This is a genomic window from Sessilibacter sp. MAH1 (assembly GCF_054658315.1).
The window spans coordinates 1-21,018 of record NZ_BAAGIC010000024.1 but is presented as its reverse complement, the minus strand read 5'-3'; the positions used below and the strand labels follow the sequence as shown (position 1 = coordinate 21,018).

General features: G+C 39.6%; 21 protein-coding genes and 2 tRNA genes. 15 read left to right on the top strand and 8 right to left on the bottom strand.

The genetic code is table 11. The annotated features are described in order from the left end of the window. Positions 1-379: 379 nt before the first annotated feature. Positions 380-571, bottom strand: a complete 192-nt coding sequence (locus ACYQ28_RS18065; RefSeq protein ID WP_460052494.1) for a hypothetical protein — start codon at positions 569-571, stop codon at positions 380-382. Positions 572-1,045: 474 nt separating this feature from the next. Here ACYQ28_RS18065 and ACYQ28_RS18060 point away from each other — a divergent pair, with 474 nt between their 5' ends. From ACYQ28_RS18060 to ACYQ28_RS18005, 12 genes are all read left to right on the top strand, one after another. Next, positions 1,046-1,438 (top strand): MAPEG family protein, encoded by a 393-nt coding sequence (locus tag ACYQ28_RS18060; protein ID WP_460052492.1) that lies wholly within the window; start codon positions 1,046-1,048, stop codon positions 1,436-1,438. A 271-nt stretch (positions 1,439-1,709) separates the two neighbouring features. Continuing rightward, a complete protein-coding gene (locus tag ACYQ28_RS18055; protein ID WP_460052491.1) occupies positions 1,710-2,540 on the top strand; it encodes a M23 family metallopeptidase in 831 nt (276 codons plus the stop codon). A 36-nt stretch (positions 2,541-2,576) separates the two neighbouring features. After that, a complete protein-coding gene (locus ACYQ28_RS18050; RefSeq protein ID WP_460052490.1) occupies positions 2,577-2,798 on the top strand; it encodes a Trm112 family protein in 222 nt (73 codons plus the stop codon). 103 nt (positions 2,799-2,901) lie between these two features. Further along, complete coding sequence (locus ACYQ28_RS18045) at positions 2,902-3,255, top strand: histidine triad nucleotide-binding protein (protein WP_460052488.1); 354 nt, start codon at positions 2,902-2,904, stop codon at positions 3,253-3,255. A 701-nt stretch (positions 3,256-3,956) separates the two neighbouring features. Further along, positions 3,957-6,590 carry an alanine--tRNA ligase gene (alaS, locus tag ACYQ28_RS18040; protein WP_460052487.1) on the top strand — a complete coding sequence of 878 codons (2,634 nt, stop codon included), beginning with the start codon at positions 3,957-3,959 and terminating at the stop codon, positions 6,588-6,590. A 187-nt stretch (positions 6,591-6,777) separates the two neighbouring features. Further along, positions 6,778-8,016: an aspartate kinase gene (locus tag ACYQ28_RS18035; protein ID WP_460052485.1), complete on the top strand. Its 1,239-nt coding sequence runs from the start codon at positions 6,778-6,780 to the stop codon at positions 8,014-8,016. Positions 8,017-8,293: 277 nt separating this feature from the next. Next, on the top strand, positions 8,294-8,479 hold the full coding sequence (gene csrA, locus ACYQ28_RS18030; protein WP_460052484.1) for a carbon storage regulator CsrA: 186 nt from the start codon (positions 8,294-8,296) through the stop codon (positions 8,477-8,479). 242 nt (positions 8,480-8,721) lie between these two features. Then, positions 8,722-8,812 (top strand) — tRNA-Ser (locus tag ACYQ28_RS18025). A 580-nt stretch (positions 8,813-9,392) separates the two neighbouring features. Continuing rightward, a tRNA-Arg gene (locus ACYQ28_RS18020) sits at positions 9,393-9,469 on the top strand. 105 nt (positions 9,470-9,574) lie between these two features. Further along, positions 9,575-10,183, top strand: coding sequence for an alpha-ketoglutarate-dependent dioxygenase AlkB family protein (locus ACYQ28_RS18015; protein WP_460052482.1), 609 nt, complete (start codon positions 9,575-9,577; stop codon positions 10,181-10,183). Between the two features lie 55 nt (positions 10,184-10,238). Beyond that, positions 10,239-10,565 (top strand): hypothetical protein, encoded by a 327-nt coding sequence (locus ACYQ28_RS18010; RefSeq protein ID WP_460052481.1) that lies wholly within the window; start codon positions 10,239-10,241, stop codon positions 10,563-10,565. A gap of 429 nt (positions 10,566-10,994) precedes the next feature. Further along, positions 10,995-12,110: a PQQ-dependent sugar dehydrogenase gene (locus ACYQ28_RS18005; RefSeq protein WP_460052480.1), complete on the top strand. Its 1,116-nt coding sequence runs from the start codon at positions 10,995-10,997 to the stop codon at positions 12,108-12,110. Positions 12,111-12,160: 50 nt separating this feature from the next. Here the strand turns inward: ACYQ28_RS18005 and ACYQ28_RS18000 are convergent, their stop codons facing one another. From ACYQ28_RS18000 to ACYQ28_RS17990, 3 genes are all read right to left on the bottom strand, one after another. Then, entirely contained in the window at positions 12,161-12,760 is a 600-nt protein-coding gene (locus ACYQ28_RS18000; protein WP_460052478.1) for a macro domain-containing protein, read from the bottom strand. 992 nt (positions 12,761-13,752) lie between these two features. Continuing rightward, positions 13,753-14,490, bottom strand: coding sequence for an SDR family NAD(P)-dependent oxidoreductase (locus tag ACYQ28_RS17995; RefSeq protein ID WP_460052477.1), 738 nt, complete (start codon positions 14,488-14,490; stop codon positions 13,753-13,755). Between the two features lie 227 nt (positions 14,491-14,717). Next, a complete protein-coding gene (locus tag ACYQ28_RS17990; RefSeq protein ID WP_460052475.1) occupies positions 14,718-14,936 on the bottom strand; it encodes a hypothetical protein in 219 nt (72 codons plus the stop codon). Between the two features lie 1,318 nt (positions 14,937-16,254). Here ACYQ28_RS17990 and ACYQ28_RS17985 point away from each other — a divergent pair. Together ACYQ28_RS17985 and ACYQ28_RS17980 are read left to right on the top strand one after the other, a co-directional pair. Continuing rightward, on the top strand, positions 16,255-16,527 hold the full coding sequence (locus ACYQ28_RS17985; RefSeq protein ID WP_460052474.1) for a type II toxin-antitoxin system Phd/YefM family antitoxin: 273 nt from the start codon (positions 16,255-16,257) through the stop codon (positions 16,525-16,527). Next, a complete protein-coding gene (locus ACYQ28_RS17980; RefSeq protein WP_460052472.1) occupies positions 16,508-16,783 on the top strand; it encodes a Txe/YoeB family addiction module toxin in 276 nt (91 codons plus the stop codon). Before ACYQ28_RS17985 ends, ACYQ28_RS17980 begins: the two co-directional genes overlap by 20 nt. 456 nt (positions 16,784-17,239) lie before the next feature. Here the strand turns inward: ACYQ28_RS17980 and ACYQ28_RS17975 are convergent, their stop codons facing one another. Together ACYQ28_RS17975 and ACYQ28_RS17970 are read right to left on the bottom strand one after the other, a co-directional pair. Continuing rightward, positions 17,240-18,754 carry a hypothetical protein gene (locus ACYQ28_RS17975; RefSeq protein WP_460052471.1) on the bottom strand — a complete coding sequence of 505 codons (1,515 nt, stop codon included), beginning with the start codon at positions 18,752-18,754 and terminating at the stop codon, positions 17,240-17,242. Between the two features lie 523 nt (positions 18,755-19,277). Beyond that, positions 19,278-19,796 carry a YcxB family protein gene (locus tag ACYQ28_RS17970; protein WP_460052469.1) on the bottom strand — a complete coding sequence of 173 codons (519 nt, stop codon included), beginning with the start codon at positions 19,794-19,796 and terminating at the stop codon, positions 19,278-19,280. A gap of 195 nt (positions 19,797-19,991) precedes the next feature. Here ACYQ28_RS17970 and ACYQ28_RS17965 point away from each other — a divergent pair, with 195 nt between their 5' ends. Next, positions 19,992-20,327, top strand: coding sequence for a helix-turn-helix domain-containing protein (locus ACYQ28_RS17965; protein WP_460052468.1), 336 nt, complete (start codon positions 19,992-19,994; stop codon positions 20,325-20,327). A 124-nt stretch (positions 20,328-20,451) separates the two neighbouring features. Here the strand turns inward: ACYQ28_RS17965 and ACYQ28_RS17960 are convergent, their stop codons facing one another. Then, positions 20,452-20,604, bottom strand: a complete 153-nt coding sequence (locus ACYQ28_RS17960; protein ID WP_460052466.1) for a hypothetical protein — start codon at positions 20,602-20,604, stop codon at positions 20,452-20,454. Between the two features lie 18 nt (positions 20,605-20,622). After that, a complete protein-coding gene (locus tag ACYQ28_RS17955; protein WP_460052465.1) occupies positions 20,623-20,820 on the bottom strand; it encodes a hypothetical protein in 198 nt (65 codons plus the stop codon). Positions 20,821-21,018 lie beyond the last annotated feature (198 nt).

Here is a 21,018-nt window from a genome sequence, read left to right as displayed (position 1 = left end):
TTTAGAAGAAGTTTAGAAGAAGTTTAGAAGAAGTTTAGAAGAAGTTTAGAAGAAGTTTAGAAGAAGTTTAGAAGAAGTGTTTGATTTTATTCCAGATCTACAAAAGCAAAAACGACCTTCTCTGTTATAACGATCGCTGCTGTTAAAATTGTTTGTACAGGTTTGCTTAAACAATTTATTACTTAAAGCAACTTATCTATTTTTATTCGATAAATCACCTACCATTCTTATTCTTAAATCCTTTTAATATCTTCCAGTGAATGCAGTGAAATTTTTTCTTGAATTTACGCCGGTATTAAATGGGGCTTAATTCCTACGCATAATTTTTTAGCGACGCATCCCTTCGTCGCTGCGAACAATTTTGTTTATCGACCGGTGATTAACTGGCACATTTTGGGCAATTTTCCACTTTGTTGTAGTAGCCCGATGCTTTATTGTGTGCAGCGGATACAGTGGCATAAGAGCCTAGATATCGGTGAGTTTCGTCATTGGAAATATCAACACAATTTTTTTTGTGTAATAAACGAGTGTTTTCTGCGTTTTCGGCTCTGTCAACAAAAAACTCTGCCATGGTATTTATCCTCATTTGTCTGGAAGGTATTTTTTAGATCGAGTGATATTGCTGAATCACTTTTCATTCAGCTTAACTTGTGCCAGATCAAATCATCTGAAGATTGCCTTGGTTTAGTTGATGAAAATCAAAGATTTATAGGTGGTTGTCATTGAATGTTTCACAAAAATTGAGTAGGGGGTTTTGTCGTTTTCCCTCATTTTTGTGATGACTTGTAGGTTTTCTGCCAGATGATTTGTTGAATCTTCGCGGGCTGGACTTTTGTAATTAAACACTCTAGGCGATGACCTTAGCCAAGCATTGCGGCGATCGAATTTGGGTAATCACCGATCTCGTCCAATGTTCAAAGATAGTGCTTAAAGCTGGGCGCTACTAATTTTATAACTGTGTCAATCCTTGCTGCGTGCGCTTAGAACTTTACCGATTTATAGTGGTATAGAAATAACGGCGTATCAACTCATCACAGGGAACACCATGGCTTTAACTGCTCTTATCATTTTATTGCTACTCATTCAGTACATGGTGTTTTCTGCATTAACTGGGCGTGCGCGAGTTAAATTCGACATTCGTGCTCCGGATTGCGCAGGCCATCCCAGTTTCGAACGTATTTATCGAGTTCAGATGAATACCTTAGAACATTTGATCGTTGTGATTCCCGCTTTATGGATTTGCGGATTATTTTTTAATCCCTATTGGGTTGGGCCACTGCTGGGACTGGTTTTTTTCGTAGCGCGAACCCTTTATGCGGTCGGTTACGTTAAAAACCCTAAATCGAGAGGTTTGGGGATGTTATTGGGTTCGATAGCCAGCGGCGCGTTGGTATTGATGGGGATTTATGCCACGGTTATGGAAATGTTGTATGTGTAACTCAAGATCAGCATTTGTGCTGGTGTTCGGTTGATATTAATGAAGATCAGATACGTTTCACGGTCGATTAAACAGTCGAAAAATACATTCATCTAATGAGTGGTACACCACATACACGCTTTGAACTCAGAAAAATGTATTGATAACTGGGGCAGGTTTTCAATAGCATCCTTGTTTTCTTTCTGCGAATATTGTTGTTTTATAACCATTTTTAAAATGCGGTTATAAGATAAGATCCATTAATAAATTTGAATGCTCAATGAGAAAACACATGGTTTATAAGCTTATTGGATTGGGTGTGGCTGCTTGTGCGAGTCTGTTCACGCATGTGGTATTGGCGTTTGAGTTAATCACCCCTCTACAACAAGGGGCTCTAGTATTTGGTAAGGCTTTGCCCGGTGAGCAAGTATTTTTTGATGGACGCAAACTAAAGCTCGATCAACAGGGTAATTTTATTGTTGGTTTAGACCGTGACGAGCCCGGCACCATCGAATTTCGCGTGGTATCAGAAGATAAAGAAGCTATTCATAAGGTCTCCGTTGCACAGCGTGAATACCGAATTCAAAAAATTGAAGGTGTCCCTCAAGAAACGGTGACTCCAAATCCCGACCAAGTAGCGCGTTCACGCAAAGAGGCCGCCATGGTGTGGGCTGCGAGAAATCATTACTCCGATCTTGGGTATTTTCAAGACGAATTCAGCTGGCCACTAACCGGCCCTATTACCGGTGTGTATGGCAGTCAGCGCGTTTACAACGGGGTTCCCAAGCGTCCTCATTATGGACTGGATATTGCCCGACCTACCGGTACACGAGTAAAAGCCCCAGTTGGCGGCATTGTACGACTCGTGCATTCCGATATGTTTTATTCCGGCGGTACGCTAATTGTCGATCATGGCCATGGTTTATCATCATCTTTTATTCATTTGAGTAAAATTTTGGTATCTGAAGGTGATGAAATCCAAGCAGGTCAAGAAATTGCCGAAGTAGGTTCTTCTGGGCGCGCGACGGGTCCGCATCTTGATTGGCGCATGAACTGGTTTGGACGTAAAGTTGATCCTGGGTTGTTAGTGGGCCCTATGGAAAATGAAGTGGCAAAAGAGTAAAGTTGCCCGCAATGTTTTATATCCTTAGGCGTTATTATGATTGATAAAAAACTGCTGGCGATTCTTGCATGCCCGGTCAGCAAAGCTCCGGTAGAATATCAGAAAGAGTCCAACGAACTTGTGTGTTGGCAGAGTGGTTTGGCTTACCCGGTGCGGGATGATATTCCGGTTATGCTTGAATCTGAAGCTCGCGAGCTGACAGAAGACGAAAAAGAAGCTCATCGTGAACAGTTAAAAACTCAAGCCAAACACATTTGATGTTGGTTATCTGAAAAGGTTTTTGTAAGCGGTCATCGGATTAAATGGTTTAGAGTTTCTGCCATAGTTATTGGGTTGCGTAGATTAAGGAACGGAAAGTCACATGAGCGAAGTAACTGTTTTTGGCAAAATTATTTCTGGCGAAATCCCTGCTGATAAAATATACGAAGACGAAGATTGCATTTGTATCAACGATATATCGCCTAAAGCGCCAACTCACGTGTTGTTGATTCCTAAAAAGCCGATTCCAAAACTAGCCGATGCCACAGCCGAAGATAAAGAGTTGCTTGGCAAGTTAATGTTGAAGGCAGGTGATATCGCAAGAATGCTCGAAATTGATGACGCGTTTCGTTTGATCATCAATAACGGTGAAGGCGGTGGACAAACCGTGTTTCATTTGCACCTGCATATTTTAGGGAACAAAAAATATACCGAGACCGATGGTCTGGGTTTCTGATCAAAAATAACTGCGCAGCTCTATTCTGCGTGGTTTTTCTTTTGTATTCACTCAATAACTGTATTCGCTCAACAACGAAATTCTTGGTTAGTTGGTTCGGTTTTTCAGACGAGCGCTAGTCGTAATAAAAAACTCTTTGGAAGATTGAAGGCCGACCGGATCAATTCGATAATTCCTTCGATTTAATATCGTAAACGTCGATTAAATCGAGAATGCGTTCGCTGGGTTTTTCGCGTTTTAGCCCCTAATCTTTTATCTTATTATCAGATATTGAAAATCTCTAATTTACGCAAAAACAGAACTCGTTCCTGAAGGCGAGAGCTTCTGATTAACATCGTGAAGTGGTGGGATAATTGGTCTTGTAAGATTCACTGCTGAGTCGAATGCGTGATTTATATTTATGATGGTGTCGAAGTTGTGAGTTGGCGTGCCGGTGATCAGTCGTAAATACTTGTCTTAATGCTCTGTTGCATGCCGTTAAATAATTAATGGAATAGATACTGCGAGTTTTACGATTAAGTACACTAATTGGAGCTAAAAGCAGCAGTTTGGCGAGCATTTTTCCATTCTTTTGCTCGTCTTTTCTATGAGTTTCTATATACTTACCGCCTTTTCTTCGCTCAATGTGTAACTTATTGAGACTGACCAGTCTTTAGCAGACATCAAATCGATGATCTAGAATCAAATAGTGTAGTTAATCTATGAAAAGTGCAGAGATACGCCAAGCCTTTCTGAATTTCTTCCAGTCAAAAGAGCATACCATTGTCCCATCGTCTAGCTTAGTTCCGGGTAACGATCCAACGTTACTATTTACCAACGCTGGAATGGTGCAGTTCAAAGACGTGTTTATTGGCGAAGATAAACGCGATTATTCTCGTGCGACCAGTTCGCAGCGCTGTGTTCGCGCGGGTGGCAAACACAACGATTTAGAAAACGTCGGTTATACCGCTCGTCACCACACCTTTTTCGAAATGCTGGGTAACTTCAGTTTTGGCGATTATTTTAAGAATGATGCAATCGCCTTTGCTTGGGAGTTTTTAACCAGCTCGCAATGGCTGAATATTCCCACTGAAAAATTGTGGGTAACGGTTTATGCCGAAGACGACGAAGCCTATTCAATTTGGTCGGACATTATCGGTGTTCCAAAAGATCGTATTGTTCGCATCGGTGACAATAAAGGTGGTCGATATAATTCCGACAACTTCTGGGCTATGGGTGACACGGGTCCTTGCGGTCCTTGTACCGAAATTTTCTACGATCACGGTGATTCTATTTGGGGTGGCCCTCCAGGATCTCCCGAAGAAGACGGTGATCGTTATATAGAAATTTGGAACATCGTATTTATGCAGTTTAACCGTACCAGTGACGGTCAAATGCATTTATTACCCGCGCCAAGTGTTGATACCGGTATGGGTCTTGAGCGTGTGTCTGCGGTTATGCAACATGTGCATTCCAATTACGAAATCGATTTGTTCCAAAATTTATTGCAAGCCGCCGCCAAGGCAACAAATACCGCAGACCTAGACAATAAGTCGCTAAGGGTAATCGCAGACCATTTGCGTTCATGTGCTTTCTTGGTGGTTGACGGTGTCCTGCCATCCAATGAAGGTCGTGGCTATGTTTTGCGTCGCATCATGCGCCGAGCCATTCGCCATGGCCACAAGTTGGGTCAAAACGAAGCATTCTTCTCAACTCTTGTGCCTGCGTTAGTTGCCGAAATGGGCGAGGCTTATCCTGAACTGGTTAAGTCTCAAGATCAGGTGGCAAAAGTATTTTTGGCTGAAGAAGAACAGTTTGCCAAAACCCTCGAAAAAGGTATGTCTGTACTTGAATCCGCATTGGCGGAGTTATCGGGTGATGTACTCAGTGGCGATGTCGCTTTCACCTTATACGACACCTTTGGTTTTCCATTAGATTTAACCGCAGATATTGCTCGTGAACGCAATATCACCATCGATGAAGCACGTTACGAAGAATTAATGACCAACCAACGAGAGATGTCTCGCGCTGCTGGTCAATTTAAAGTTGATTATAGCGATGTTATTAAGCTCGATGGCGCGACCGAATTTTTGGGTTATAGCAATCTAGAGCAAGCCGGCGTTGTTATGGCCATTATTGTTGATGGCCAAACCGTCGACAATGTTGCTGTTGGAACAGAAGCTTCCGTCGTGCTAAATCACACACCATTTTATGCCGAGTCTGGTGGTCAGGTTGGTGACAGTGGCTATTTAAGCGATGCACAGAACCAATTTGAAGTGATCGATTGTACCAAGCAAGGTGCACATCACTTACACCACGGCAAGGTATTATCGGGTGCTATTTCTGTGGGGCAGTCATTAACTGCTCAGGTGGATTCAAGTGTTCGAGCAAAAACCGCTCGCAACCATTCCGCAACCCATTTATTGCACGCTGCATTGCGCCAAGTGTTGGGTGATCACGTATCTCAAAAAGGATCATTAAACGATTCAACTAAGCTTCGTTTTGATTTTTCCCATTTTGAGCCGGTGACGTTCGAACAAATAAAAACTATTGAAGCTATCGTCAACGAACAAATTCAAGGTAACACTGTGGTTGGTACTGAAATTACCGACATGGAAACCGCTAAATCCATGGGGGCGATGGCTCTATTTGGTGAAAAATACGGTGATTCTGTTCGCGTATTAACCATGGGTAATGACAACTTTTCGGTTGAACTTTGCGGTGGTACTCACGTATCTCGCACCGGTGATATTGGCTTTTTGAAAATTACATCAGAGTCTAGCGTTGCCGCAGGCGTAAGACGTATCGAAGCGGTAACCGGTCTTAATGCATTGGCATGGGTCGATACCCAAGAGCAACAGTTAAAAGAAGCGTGTGAATTATTGAAAGCCAAGCCTGAAAACTTGGTAGATCGTATTGTTGCTGCTAAAACTGAAATCAAAGATTTAGAAAAAGCGTTATCTGCGTTGCAAAGCAAGCTTGCGGCTTCTGGCGTTGACCAATTGATTTCTGAGGCAAAAACTTTAGGCAATGTTAAGGCATTGGTCGCTAAAGTTGATGGCGTTGACGGAAAAGCGCTTGGTGAAATGGTTGATAAGATCAAAGATAAGTTGGGTGATTCGGTTGTACTCTTGTTGGCTGAAGAAGACAACAAGGTTACTTTGATTGCTGGTTGCTCTAAATCTGTAACATCGCGAGTAAAAGCCGGCGATTTAATCAAAACCGTTGCTCCTTTTGTGGGTGGCAAGGGCGGTGGTAGACCGGATATGGCTCGTGGTGGTGGTACAGATGTGTCCGCAATTCCAGCGGCAATTACTGGTGCTTACGAATGGCTGTCGAGTCAGCTCGACAACTAATTCGAGAAATATTTGTCTAGTTCTAATAACGTTTAGCTATTAGAAGATATAACAATCGGGTCATTTGACTACCTGGTTGTCGTCCGCAGGTTAACATTTGCGTAATATTATTGTTTAATGCGCCGGATTTTTCGACCAGAGGAATGTCTTCCTCTATAAATGGTTAAAGTGTAATCGAGATCTATACATGAGCTTGTTTGTTCAAAAATACGGTGGTACTTCGGTTGGCAGTGTTGAACGCATCGAAGCCGTCGCTGATAAAATCGCTGGCTTTAAAGCCCAAGGTCACGACCTTGTGGTTGCCGTTTCTGCCATGAGTGGTGAAACAAATCGTTTGATTGGTCTTGCCCAAGAAATTAGTAGCGCGCCAACACCTCGTGAGATGGACGTTTTGGTTTCTACCGGTGAGCAGGTCACAATCGCGCTGTTGTGTATCGCGTTGCATAAACGCGGCATCAAAGCTCGTTCATACACCGGCCAGCAAGTGCAAATTCTTACCGACAGCGCGCACATGAAAGCTCGTATTAAGCATATCGATGTCGATAGAATCCGAGCTGACTTAAGCGAAGATACGGTTGTAGTCGTTGCAGGTTTCCAAGGTGTTGATGAAAATGGCAATATCACAACCTTGGGACGTGGTGGCTCAGATACCACCGGTGTAGCTCTTGCAGCTGCATTAAAAGCCGACGAGTGTCAGATTTATACCGATGTTGATGGTGTTTATACAACCGATCCACGTGTTGTGCCTGAAGCTCGTCGTCTCGATAAAATTACATTCGAAGAAATGTTAGAAATGGCCGGCCAAGGGTCAAAAGTACTTCAAATCCGGTCGGTTGAGTTTGCAGGAAAATATCAGGTCCCGTTGCGGGTTTTATCCAGTTTTAAAGATGGTCCTGGTACTTTAATTACATTAGAAGAGGAAAGTGGCTCTATGGAGCAGGTTGTTGTTTCTGGAATCGCATTTAACCGTGATGAAGCAAAAGTAACTGTTGTCGGTGTTCCTGATACACCTGGAGCTGCTGCTAAACTTCTTGCTCCTATTGGCGCTGCTAATATTGAAGTTGATGTTATTGTTCAAAACGTTTCTGCAGACGGCACTACCGACTTAACGTTTACTGTGCACAACAACGATGTTGAAAAAGCACGTTCAATTTTGGAAGGTGTTGCTATCGAATTGGGCGCTAAGTCCATAAAAACCGACCCAAAAGTTGCCAAAGTATCGATTGTTGGTGTGGGTATGCGTTCTCATGCTGGCGTTGCTTCAACCATGTTCAACGCTCTTGCAAAAGAAAACATCAATATTCAAATGATTACAACGTCTGAAATTAAAATCGCTGTAATTATAGAAGAACGTTATTTAGAGCTAGCTGTTCGTGCGTTACACACGGCGTTTGGTTTGGATGATGACAAAATTTCTGAAGAATAACTCATAAATAGAGTTTTTCCTTTCAGAGCTAACAAAAACTGTGTGAGAATGTTAATTTCCAGTCCATTACCGTAAGATTTTGTAAAACCGGGCACGTAAAGAGGAAATTAACCTAAAAACTGCTTAATCTTGCTTAATTCGCGATTATATATTCGTGGCCGATTATAGGAACTCTGCAGCTACTGACTTTCGAGTCAAAAAGAAATCTATGGATATCCGATTGGTGTGCAGAAAAAGCTTCTATAAATAAAGCAGGGAGAATAAAGGAGAATTACCCATGTTGATCTTGACTCGCCGTATTGGCGAAACCCTAATGGTTGGTGATGAAGTTACAGTAACGGTTTTGGGTGTTAAAGGTAACCAAGTTCGAATTGGTGTTAACGCACCAAAAGAAATTGCTGTTCACCGCGAAGAAATTTACCAGCGTATTCAGCGCGAAAAAGAGCAAGAGCAAGAAAAATAGGTTTCACCTAATTTAGAATTACTATTCTCCTAAATGCTTTTCGCCCTATATTGATAGGAAGTCTCACACAGCGATCAGTAGGTTAGAGTTTTCGTTTTGATCACTTCTCTTACGAAGTGATCAAAACCGCGTTAATTTGTTCGTAGTTTCTTCAAAATTTAATTCACTCACATAAAAGAGTAATTAAATTGCAGTTAAGTCTTTGAAATTTCAAAGTTTGTGGTATTATGCCGCGACATTTTGGAGAGGTGGCCGAGTGGCCGAAGGCGCTCCCCTGCTAAGGGAGTATACCCTAACCCGGTATCGAGGGTTCGAATCCCTCCCTCTCCGCCATTTTCTTTCATCTCCATTTTCTCTCATCGATAGTTTTACCATTCCCTCTAGGTCACTAATACACAGAAATATCTTTTTACTGTGGATTTCTCTATTTCAATAATATCGATTATTTTAGTTGCTTCGTAGCGAACGGCTAAGTCTCTCTCAAGAAGTATTTTGGCTTTCACCGGCAAGCTTGAATGAGTGGGTGCTCTAGCAGTGGCCGTATAGAAGCTGGTCTACAAAGCGGGCCATGGAGCTAGCTCGTAAAGTCCACTGGTTTGGAGTTTGGCACCTCAAATGTAGGAAAACTGTTCCAACATTTTCCAATATATTTACAGAGAATTAGACCAAATCTGAGCGGTTCGATAATCGTGTTGCATTATTCCGGGTGTCTTTGGTTAATCTTGGAGCTTTCCCTAATAGATTGAGTTAATTTTTCGGCTCATCGTTTAATCGAATTGTTTAAAAATAAATTAGTGTAAGTATTCAATTGAATTAACTCGAAAAAATATTAAATAAATTTCAAAAATAGTGTTGACGGAGCTGAAAATCGTCATTAATATACGCGCCTCTTCCACAGGGAAGACAACGAAACGCACTCGTAGCTCAGCTGGATAGAGTACTCGGCTACGAACCGAGCGGTCGAAGGTTCGAATCCTTCCGAGTGCGCCATTTCTTAAGTTGTCTTTACTTCACAAAAAATTCACAGCCTATAAATCTTCCTATATAAATCTATCATTAAGTAATTGAACACTCTTAACGTTTAATTTTACTGTTATGGATTTATTTGATTCTCTAGATCAATACCCAATAAATTTATTACCGAAAGACGGTGAAGCTAATTACTACGGCGTAGTTTTGTCTCGTGGTCAAGCAGATCAATATTTTCAGACTTTATTGAATACAACACATTGGGTAAATGACAACGCGATTATTTATGGCAAACACCTAACGACCAAACGAAAAATCGCCTGGTACGGTGATCGTCCATTTCGCTATACCTATTCAAAAATTACTCGCCAAGCTCTTGAGTGGACTCCTGTTTTATTGGAGTTAAAAAAATTCGCCGAAGAGCAAACACAAGAGACTTATAATTCTTGTCTAGCAAATTTGTATCACAATGGCAGTGAAGGAATGGCTTGGCACAGTGATGCAGAAAAAGACCTGCAAAAAAATGGCGCTATCGCTTCATTAACGTTTGGCGCTGAAAGAAAATTTTCTTTTAAACATAAAGTAACGCAAGAAAACATTTCTCAAGTTTTAGAACATGGCAGCTTATTGGTTATGAAAGGCGAAACTCAATCTCATTGGTTGCACAGATTGCCTCCCACTAAGACCGTTCATCCTGCTCGAATCAACCTTACTTTTCGAACAATTGCATATTGATTTCCAGAATTTGAAAACGTAGATTTAATGCGTTTTTAATTTTAGGAATTTAGTTATGAAAATTGTTTCTCTTACATTAATTAGTTTATTTCTTTCTTTCTTTAGTGTTACATCGAGTGCAGGTGGTGGTCGTTATACCATTGAGTCTGTGGGTGTAAGTGAATCTTCAGGTACCATCTATATAAAAGTGTCGCCAAATATTCCAGATACTACGTGTGATAGAAAATCAGAAGTGCGCGTAGAGCTGCAATCTTCAACTTTTGCCGATAAGGTTTATTCGGCTGCATTGACGGCTAAAGTTGCCAATTTAGAAGTTGCGTTGACCTATACCGACACATGCTTATTCAATGGGCCAACTTTAAAGCTACTAGAAATAATTTAATCAAATCTTTGCTTTTAAATTATTTATCTTTATAAACCTAACAGCGCATTTATTGAAGAAATTGTTTTAAGTCTTTAAATAAATGCGTATAACTATTTGTTGGTGAATGCTTTATACATTGATAGATTATTTAGTCGATTAAATTTAGAGGTATTTCCATTACAAGGTGCGCAGATTATGTGGCTTCTTTTAAGAGAAATAAATTTCATCGTCAATTAAATCTGATCAATTCATGTGTCTTTTTTCTTAACATTTAACCGCAATAAAAGCTCCGCTCGACCGTCTTTGACTCATAATAAATCTAGCCATTTCTTTTAGTCATCAGTCTACAAGAATCCGTGATACGGACTCCCAAATCAAACGTTTGTCCGAACTAAAGTCTTAGGCTAATGTCAAAACCCGTTAATTTGTCGAACTAAGGAGGGATTTATGCTGAACGTTGGTGTGAAAGTTAACAAATTCAAAATCGCCGTGGGTATTGCTGTAGCAGCGGTCTCTTCTCTTAGTCAAGCCCAGTCAGAGGTTACTGCCAAGACTTTAACCGATAAATTACAGCATCCATGGTCAATGGCGTTTCTACCCAATGGCGATATGCTGATCACCGAGCGAGATAAAGGTTACATTCGTCGCTACTCACTCAAAGACGGCCTGAGCGAACCCCTTAAAAACGTCCCAGAAGTTGTAAACGACAACCAAGGCGGGATGCTCGGGATCACTATCGATCCTCATTTCAGCGACAATCAGACCATTTATTTTTGTTATTCCAAAGCGGGTGATGGTGGCTCAAGCAGCAGTGTCGCGCGAGCTAAGTTAACAGAAAATGCGGTTTCCGATGTGACCACTATTTTTACTGCCAACCCCTTGGTAGATAACGGTTATCACTTTGGCTGCCGTCTAGCTTTTGATCAAGACCAGAAATTATTAATTACCTTGGGTGATCGATATAAGTTTTTGAACCAAGCACAAAATACCGATAATCACCTAGGTAAAATTGTTCGTATCAACCCAGATGGCTCTGTTCCTAACGATAACCCGTTTAAAAACGGCGCTGCGCCAGAAATTTTTAGCTATGGACATCGTAACGTTCAGGGCATAACGATTCATCCAGAAACCCACGACATTTGGGCAATGGAGCATGGTCCTCGCGGTGGTGACGAAGTTAACTTGATAGAATCTGGCAAAAACTACGGTTGGCCCGTTATCACCTACGGTATTGACTACAGCGGTGCCACCATTTCAGATAAAACCCATCAAGAAGGCATGGAGCAACCTATTATTTATTGGGTGCCATCCATTGCGCCCAGCGGCATGACATTTTATAGCGGCGATAAATTTCCAGAGTGGAATGGTGACCTTCTGGTTGGCTCTCTCAAGTTCCGACACCTACATCGCGTAACAATGAATGGTAATACTCCGGGCGAACAATTCGAGTATTTAAAAGATGTAAATGAACGAGTTCGTGACGTCGGCGTTGGCCCAGACGGATTGATTTATGTACTAACTGATGAACAAGAAGGTAAGTTAATTCAGGTATCGCCTAAATAGTTTTATGAAAGGTAACTCTGGATTAATCAGAGTTACCTTTACGCAAGTTATTAAGCGTTTCTAAGTTTTATTTCAGTGCTACGAGCTTCATTAGCCCCTGGTATCTTAGCCGGATTTGATACGTGAAAATACGCCATTCTCATCTGCTCCGCGCATCGTTTAGGAGGCATTCTTCCTATGCCAGTGCCAAGACCAGGGCAAACAATAGAGTTTATACGTGGGCCATTCAGCTTATTAAATTTGACGATTTCCAAAAGGATAGCTCGAAATGCTAAATACGCACTTAAGGTTTCAGAAATATTTGTAGGAATTCGCATAGTTGGTGCACAAATTAAAAAAGGCCATTTTTTATTATCTGTCTCTATAATTTCTGCAACACCCACAGGAAGCTCACCATGGTGATTGTTTAAAATAGCTCCCTGTGCTCGTTCTTCAACGATATCTCCTAGTTCATAACGTATCGCAAGATCCAAACCGCCATCCATATACCCAAAGCTATTTGCGGGACTGACCATTGCGTCTGCGGGAATGCTAAAAAAGTCGCCATGAAATACCTCTATAGATTCCCACTCACTAAAAGATTCTTGCCACGCAGAAATTAAATCCTCATTGGCATCAATTAAGTATATTTTGCTCGGTAAGTTGCTCATGGTTCGTTTTACGTATAACTCCTAAATCTGGTGGCCCGCAAGTAAAAAAACTATTTTTTACGTCTATTAGTCTCTCAGATATATTGATTGATTTTTGATGTGCTCGGCCTGTGGTTTTCCAAAAAATCATAATCTTATTTTTCTATAATCATGGTCTTCAGTTAATATTAACCTTTAAAAAGATTTTGATGGAAAGATTAAAATATGACTAAGATTCAAAGTGTAGAGGTACTTTTAAGAAAGCTATACTAATGCTCAGGGCTTTTTACTTAGATGAGTATTTTAAAGGTTTTCACCATAGACTTATAGTAAAAAATTAAACCTAAAAAATCATTACTGTGGAGCGCTGGTGTCAATTAATCACGAGGCTAAATGCTCCGATTAGTGATGGTCATAGTTGATTTTAAGCGGCGCCAACTTTGTATATTCCAGAATCGTTATCAAGCCAATACCCTGTACTTAGCATATATACCGTAATGGCTATACAGAGCAGTAGAACAAACAGTCCAAAGCACGTGTAGGCGCGATAATAGCCAATTTTAGTTTTATTATTGAGATTTAATTGGGCTGGAAATAAAGGAAAAAGAACTATAAAAAGACTAACACCGACAAAGATGTGTGATAAATATTCTTCGTAGTAATACGGAACCCAGGACTCGTAAAAGATGAAAAACGCAAAGTACCAAGCAAGAAAACCGAATACAATTGCGCATATTGACACTAATATTTTTCTCATACTGCCTACGCTCATAACATTCCGCTAAAAAGTAAGCCACCTGGTGGTGAGTGATATACTAGATAGATCAAAATAAAAATGTGGTTTCCCTGATTTGTGAGGTATATTCAGAATTTTTTTACCACATACAACACATACAAAGAGTTTATCCTCAATCACGTCCCTCTGATTAAATCATGGATGAGATAATCAGCGATTCCTATAATTGTAGAATTCGCATTTGGGCATAAACAAGTCTCAAGCAGGATTTATGGGCTTATTTTAAAGATAGCCCACCATCAATTACCAAAGTATGTCCCACTACATAGTCTGCTGCTGACGAACATAACCATTCGATTGCTCCGGCTATTTCATCGGGTTTAGCAAATCGACGCGAAGGGACTAAAGTCTCTATTTTATTACGCAATTTAGGATTACCACTTGCCCGTTCTTCCCACCTTTCCGTCCAAGTCGTTCCCGGTGCTACTGAATTAATTCTGATACCTTTAGAAATTGCTTCTAATGCCAGCGAGCGAGTTAAACTTTCAATACCATGTTTAGATGCGCCATACATTGCTGCGTTTGGGGTAGGACGAATTCCATTTATTGAGGTTATGTTAACTATACATCCACCTGCGCCCATGAGCTTTAATTCTTGCTGAATGCATAATGCGGGGCCTAAAAAATCTGCATTTATTGTTTCTATGAGGGCATCTTGATCGCAGTTCATGAACTCACCGTCTGATGCTATTTTGGGTGAAGCGTTATTAATAGCGATATCAATGCAACCATAGCGTTTAGCGATATATTCAAAAAGCTCCATAACGCTATTTTTAGATGAAATGTCGCACTCTTTAAAATCAACATCTTTTAAATTTGGGTATTGGTTTAATGCATCAGTCCAAGCAGAAAAATGCCTTCCACAGGCGACAACAATGTATTCATGGGCAACAAATCGCTTAACTGTCGCTAAGCCTATTCCTTTACTGCCACCTGTGACTAAAGTAATTTTCATGAACTTTTTCCCAAAAGGCCGTGTGTCAACGACGGTTAACGTTCGCGACTTAGGACAAACCGCGTGAATTCATAAACCAACGCGACACTTTTTGTATTAAAGAAAGCAAGCTGGAACACACACTTTTCCTCTCTCGCCAAGAAGATGGTTCAGTATGTATAACTAGCTAACCCACGGAGAATGAAGGTTCAGCGGAAGGCGAGTATGCTTAAGGTTGTTATATTTCATTATGCGATGGGCTCTAAATCTTTTGGGTAAGAGCGAAACTCCTCCCATTGTTTTTTACTTAGCTCACCTTTAAATTCACGCGAGTTCCAGGCGCGATTTAAATGCGCGTAAACATGCGCAACACGCACAGCATATGACTCAACATCAATTTCGCCACTCTCTTGCATTTCTCTGATGAGATCTCCCAAATGCTCGTGAGCATCTTCCAGCTCACTCATTAGCTGACTCCATTCAAGTGTATTATTTTTGATATTTATCATGATCTCACGGAAATATAACGGCCAGCTAAGTCACCGGAATGTAGTTAATTGTTTTGTGCGAGCGTAGCGAAAAAGCACAAAACGAGCAACGCGGTGAAGGTAGGATTAAGCCGATCGTGATGAAAACACAATATGTAGTATTATCAACACGATATCAACAGTTTATACAGAGTTTTGGTACTATATGTAGATATTGAAAGTTCTTATTCACAACTGTATGATTACCCAGTGCGCGGATATTTTGATGTTTGCAGTGCCTAAATTGAAAAACCCTCGGAGGCATGCCTCCGAGGGTTTGATAAACCTCCGACCAAAGAGATTTAGGCGCCTAGTGTATGTTCCACGGTACGCTAGCGCAAGGATTCTAAAGTTATTTGCCGCACTACTTTCAATTAACAATTAACTTTTAGAGATTCATATTATGAGTATTAAACCGGGTCCAAAACCAATAGCAAAATCTACGGGGAAGCCTGATCAACGTCGACGTGACAACAAAAGCACTCCAGGAAATAATCCGGCCTTAAAACCTAGTAAATCATCAAAAAAATAAAATAAATTTCTGAGGAGCCATTTTGGTGGTGGCTCTTCAGAATAACTCCTCTGCTAATTTGCATATTGCGCATAACGACCCGCTAGGTAGCGATTCAAGTAGTGGCGAGCCTAAAGCAAAAAAACTGCTTTTACTTGATGTTTGGACGGCTTGTTATACGAATCTCTGATTAACGCATCCGTGATTTAATCAGAGGGAGAAATTGAAAATGCGATTTCCAATTTCTTCACAATTTCAATTACTTACCGTTCTTGAAATTGGCGACACATTCTTGTGTCGCTGGAAACTCTAGGTTAATCAGAGTTTCCTATACATTTTAAATACAAACAGTCTTCATTCCATTGTTGAATGTACTGCTTTAAATACGAGTCAATAAATTAAAAATTTATCACAGTTTAACGCTTACTATGAAGAGTTAACGGAATTAATTTTTCAATGGAAAAGACAATATATTGGTTATTAAGAAAGCCACTTAATGCTTTAGTTCACAGAAGCTTCACCCACCAAGAACAACCAATTTTAAAGACAGCGCAGTGGTAAAATTCAACAGAAATATACAAAGAAAGACATATTAGGCTGCGATTATTCAAGCCGAAAAAGATTTGCGATTTGTGTTAAAAGCGAAGTAAAACACAAATTGAAAGTTACTTTTAGCCTCAGGTATATTGCCTTGATAGGGCATACGAACTAGAATTGTACGGAATTGCCGTACATTTGGTGGAGAATATGGATACAGTTACAGTAAACCAGTTTAGAGACAAATTAAAATCTTTTGTAGAACAAGTAGTTACCAATCATACGCCGCTTAAAGTAACTCGGCGGGCAGGTGAAGCATTTGTGGTAATGAGCGCTGACGACTGGGAAAGAGAGCAAGAAACCCTATACGTTTTGCAAAATAGTAGCCTAATGAAGCAGATAGCTGAATCATTAGCAACACACAATAATAAGGCCGGTTATACCCCTACCAAAGAGGAAATGAATGAGATCACTGGTATTTGAGGGTAAAACTTGGGAAACCTATGAAGAGCTTCGCGACAAAGACAAAAAGCTGCACAAATCCCTGTGTAAGCTTCTAAAAGAAATGCTCAGAGATGATCCGGGTGTTGGCATGGGAAAACCCGAGCAGCTCCGACATAACCTCACTGGATTTTGGTCCAGACGGATATCACAGAAAGATCGCCTGATTTATAAATACGACGACAACGCTATTTATATCTTTGCCATTGGCGGGCATTACGACGACCATGCTAAATGAATGTGGTCAAAAGCCTCAACTACAGAAACCGACTTAACGTAGTTGGGTAATTTAGCTCTGATAAAACGGACACACTTATTTTCATTCTGCTAATTGCTCGTATTAGTTTGAGATGCCTTCTTGGTCTGCTAAGACGTATTCAATTCTATACATTCGGAATTATTTTCGATATTTCGGACCTTAATATTAAACGCTAAAAATTTTCCTTTACCATACTTTTTATGTTATTTCTCGATTGGGTATGATGACTTTAAAATACACGAATAAAGTTATTTATAATGAAACTACCAGATTGTAGATCGGTTTTTGGACAAGTTTCGTATCATTTTTATAAGTGGGATAAAATAAAAGGATTAGGCGTGTTGTATAAAATTGAAGATTTTTATCGGACTCAATGTTAAGTTAATTTACAATATTCGTGGTATGTATTTTGTCAGTCATGATGCATTGTTATACCTACAATAACTCTGATTTAATATCACGAACTATATTATCACCTACTCTTCCTTTATCACTTGGAGTTTTAGCAAAGGCTACTTGATATCTATCATCATCAATAAATTTAATATTATTATGATTTCCATCTTCGACAACTTCCATATTTAACTTTTTGAGTTCACTTTTTATTTTTGGTGTTATCCCCGTATAATTGCTAAAAAGTGACTTTATAATCTGAATATACAACTCTTTTGTTCCATCTATTTCATTATATTTAACAATATCTTGAAGTATATGCTGTTTCCGAGTGTTAGCTTTAACGCTATCTAACTTATCTTTAATAAGATCGATTACTAAATCAGAAACTTCTCCATTATAAAATTCATTTTCTACACCATGCACTAAAATCGATTTACCCTTTTTATTTGTATTACGTTGTAACTCTTTAAAGCGTATATCTAAAACGGAATAAGCTGTATTTACCTTATCTAGCTCTTCATTAGCCTCAATAGCTAACATCAGTTGTTCTTCGATTTCTTGTTCATATTTTCGCTTTAGCTGCTCAGCTAAGATTTCTTGCTCTTCCAGTTGTGCAAACGCTTGTTCTGCAAGTTCTTGGTATTCTTTATCTTCTGAAAATTCACCAAACCTCTTTTTCAATAAAGTACGCTGATCTTTTTGACGTTTTGCTCTTACATCACTAGGACTAAAATGTCTTTTTTTATTAAAACCATTAGTTATGTGCGTGACATACGAAAGAATCGATTGAAGGACATGTGAGCCTGAATCAATAATTTCATATAGTGTATATTGAGATAACAACTTTGTATGGCATACGTCTCTACCAAATGCTGGGTATATTATATTTACTGCTCCATCCCATGCAGAATATTTTCGAGTTAGTATCTCTTCCATTTCCCAGCTATTTACCGCGTCTTCAGAATAGACTACTTGCGCTAAGCCGAGTAACTGATCCTGCAGTTTATAAGGATTTATAACTGGTTTATTTGTTTCTTTTATATTGCTTACCAATACAATTGGATATTTGCGCTCTTTACGCTCAATTTCGTAACTTAAGCCCTTTAATGAATCTCTATTGCCTGAAAAGTTAATAAGTTTTAATCCCACAGTTTTAGGATGTAAATCACCATTACTTTGAAGAAAGTTAACTAGACGGGGCTTGGTGGTTGCTGGAATTTCGGTAACCAAAGTACTAATATCACTTGTTTCAAGAAGAATGGAGATTGTCGTGAATTCATTTTCCTCTCGAATGCCAATTTCAGTAATCCACTGACGACCTCGAACTGAATGATCTGGATGACTTAATAAAATAGAATACATAAGAGGAGGTTCATCTATTGCAACATAAGTGCGAACTCGTGCACGATCAATAGTGAATTCATCTCCATTTTTAAGTTCCGCTGGAGTAAAATGTCTTTTAGTTACACTTTTAAGCCAACCAGCAATTGTTCGAAAAGATATTTCGCTACTATTTTCACCAACTATACGATATTGATTTACATAAATTAGCACTTATCTCTCCTGAAACTATATTTTATCTGTAATTCATTAAAGAATTAATCAAAATTTAACGTTAGATAATTTTTTAAACATTAGATCCAAAATATAACGTATTAAGAACATGCTCAGATTTTATGTGTCTGATACGGTAGGTGTGAAGCTGATGATTTTGTTAGGTGTTTGACAGTACTGCGCGACTTTTTACCACCCGGTCTATTTGTTCTTGAGTGTCAGGTACTGCGACATCCCTGAGTTTGGATATATGTTCGATGGCTTCGAGTGGCTCAAAACCGCAATGCAGTAATACACCAGCTGCTACGACACTGGTTCTAACTATAGGAACCTCTGATTAACTCATCCATGATTTAATCAGAGGACAGAAATTGAAAATGCGATTTCCAATTTCTTCACAATTTCAATCACTTACTGTTCTTGAAATTGGCGACACATCCTTGTGTCGCGGGAAACTCTAGGTTAATCAGAGTTTCCTATACCTGCTCGGCAGTGTATTACTGTATTTAACCCGTTGGCAGCGTCAGATTGACCCACTTATTAACTTTTTCCACGCTAACAACTGCTTATATTCATCATTTGAGATCAATTGCTTGGGCAAATAATAGGCACAATTTTTTGAGATAAACAGAAGTACAAAATCTTTAGATAATTCAATTCTTGGAATATTCTCCCAACCAAGTTCTACGCTGAACCCTTCACCGAAGATCTTAACTCCCTTTTCTGATATTTCGTAATGTTGCTTCTGTTGTGCGCTAGGATTTGAATTAAATGCTTTTCGAAGCTGAAAATATTGTATTGCCGGCGTGAATACCAACGGGTAGCCGAACATCAAGAATAGCAGCAGCCAAGTTGGTATAAAACCGAACTCCAATTGAGTAAAGCCTTCACCTGCATAGACTTTTAAAATTATAAAAATCAGGGGTAAGCCTATAAAAAAGCCATAAAACAACTTAGCGCCAGTAGTTTTGTGGAAGATCTGACGCGAAGCCTTGAATTGGTTTTGAAAATTATTTTGAAATGATTTAGTGATCATATCCATACTTAAAATTAACGCTTTTAGTAACGGTTGTAGTGTAGGTACGAAGTGCCGTAACAGAGATCCAGTACCATAGGAGCGAGGCTGGCTAAAATTATTATGTTTTGCGAATTCACAAACTAACCGCGACACTTTTTGTATTAAAGAAAGCAAGCTGGAACACACGCTTTTCCTCTCTCGCCGAGAAGATGGTTCAGTATGTATAACCAGCTTACCTATGAAGAAAGAGTAACGTTTTCAACATTAAAGTTGCAAGGTTTATCCATTCGCAAGATTGCTACGCTTATGGGGCTTCATTTCTCAACTCTCTATCGAGAATTAAAGCGCAACCGTTGTTATGTGACCGATAGTGCTTATCGACCTAGTAAGGCAGAAAGGCGCACCCATGCCAGAAGGCGTCAATCTCGAAGAAACAAACGCGTCACTCAAGACGATTTTCAATGCGTAAAAGAATTGCTCGCTAAAAAGTGGTCACCTGAACAGATTTCTGGATATATTCGATGGTTTAAATTACTGAGATGCGCAATCAACTAAGAAAATATTTATCAATGCATTTGGGAAGATAAACGTAACGGAGGTACCTTATGGCAATCATCTAAGAAACGCCGTAAACGGTATAACGCTTATGATAGACGTGGCCGATTAACTAACAAAAAGTTTATTTCTGAACGACCTTGTCGCGATTAATACGACTAAATTTTTTACCTTTAAACACAGGATTCTCTTTGTCAGAATATGCCTCATGATCTGCTACGTCTTGTGATTTATTAATAACTTCACTCCAGTTGGTTTTATCTTTAATTTTTTCCATATGTCGTCTTTCGTTATCTTAGTCTTTTTCATTTTTATTCGCTCGTTTTTTCGCAGGCTTAAATTTCTCTAAATCTGATTCAGACTGTAAAGGTGCGTCAGGATCTGACTTAGCATTTTCTCGAACTTCTTTTTCAGTCATATTCTTTAATCGTTCGTAATCGGTCTTATCCTGCATTTTTTCGAGTTCTTCTTTTGTATATTTTTTTATAGCCATATTTAAAGCCCTCTCTTGTACGAACGATATTTTGCAATTTCACTCCGTTCCGCTCTACGAGCTGAAATTAACCTAATAGTATCGCCTTCATCTCTCTCTGTATATACAACGAAAACAATACTGTAGTGGTTTAATAATCTCGTACCAGCTTGTAGGGTAAACTGCCCCAAACAAAGGAACCTACAAATGGCCTATAAA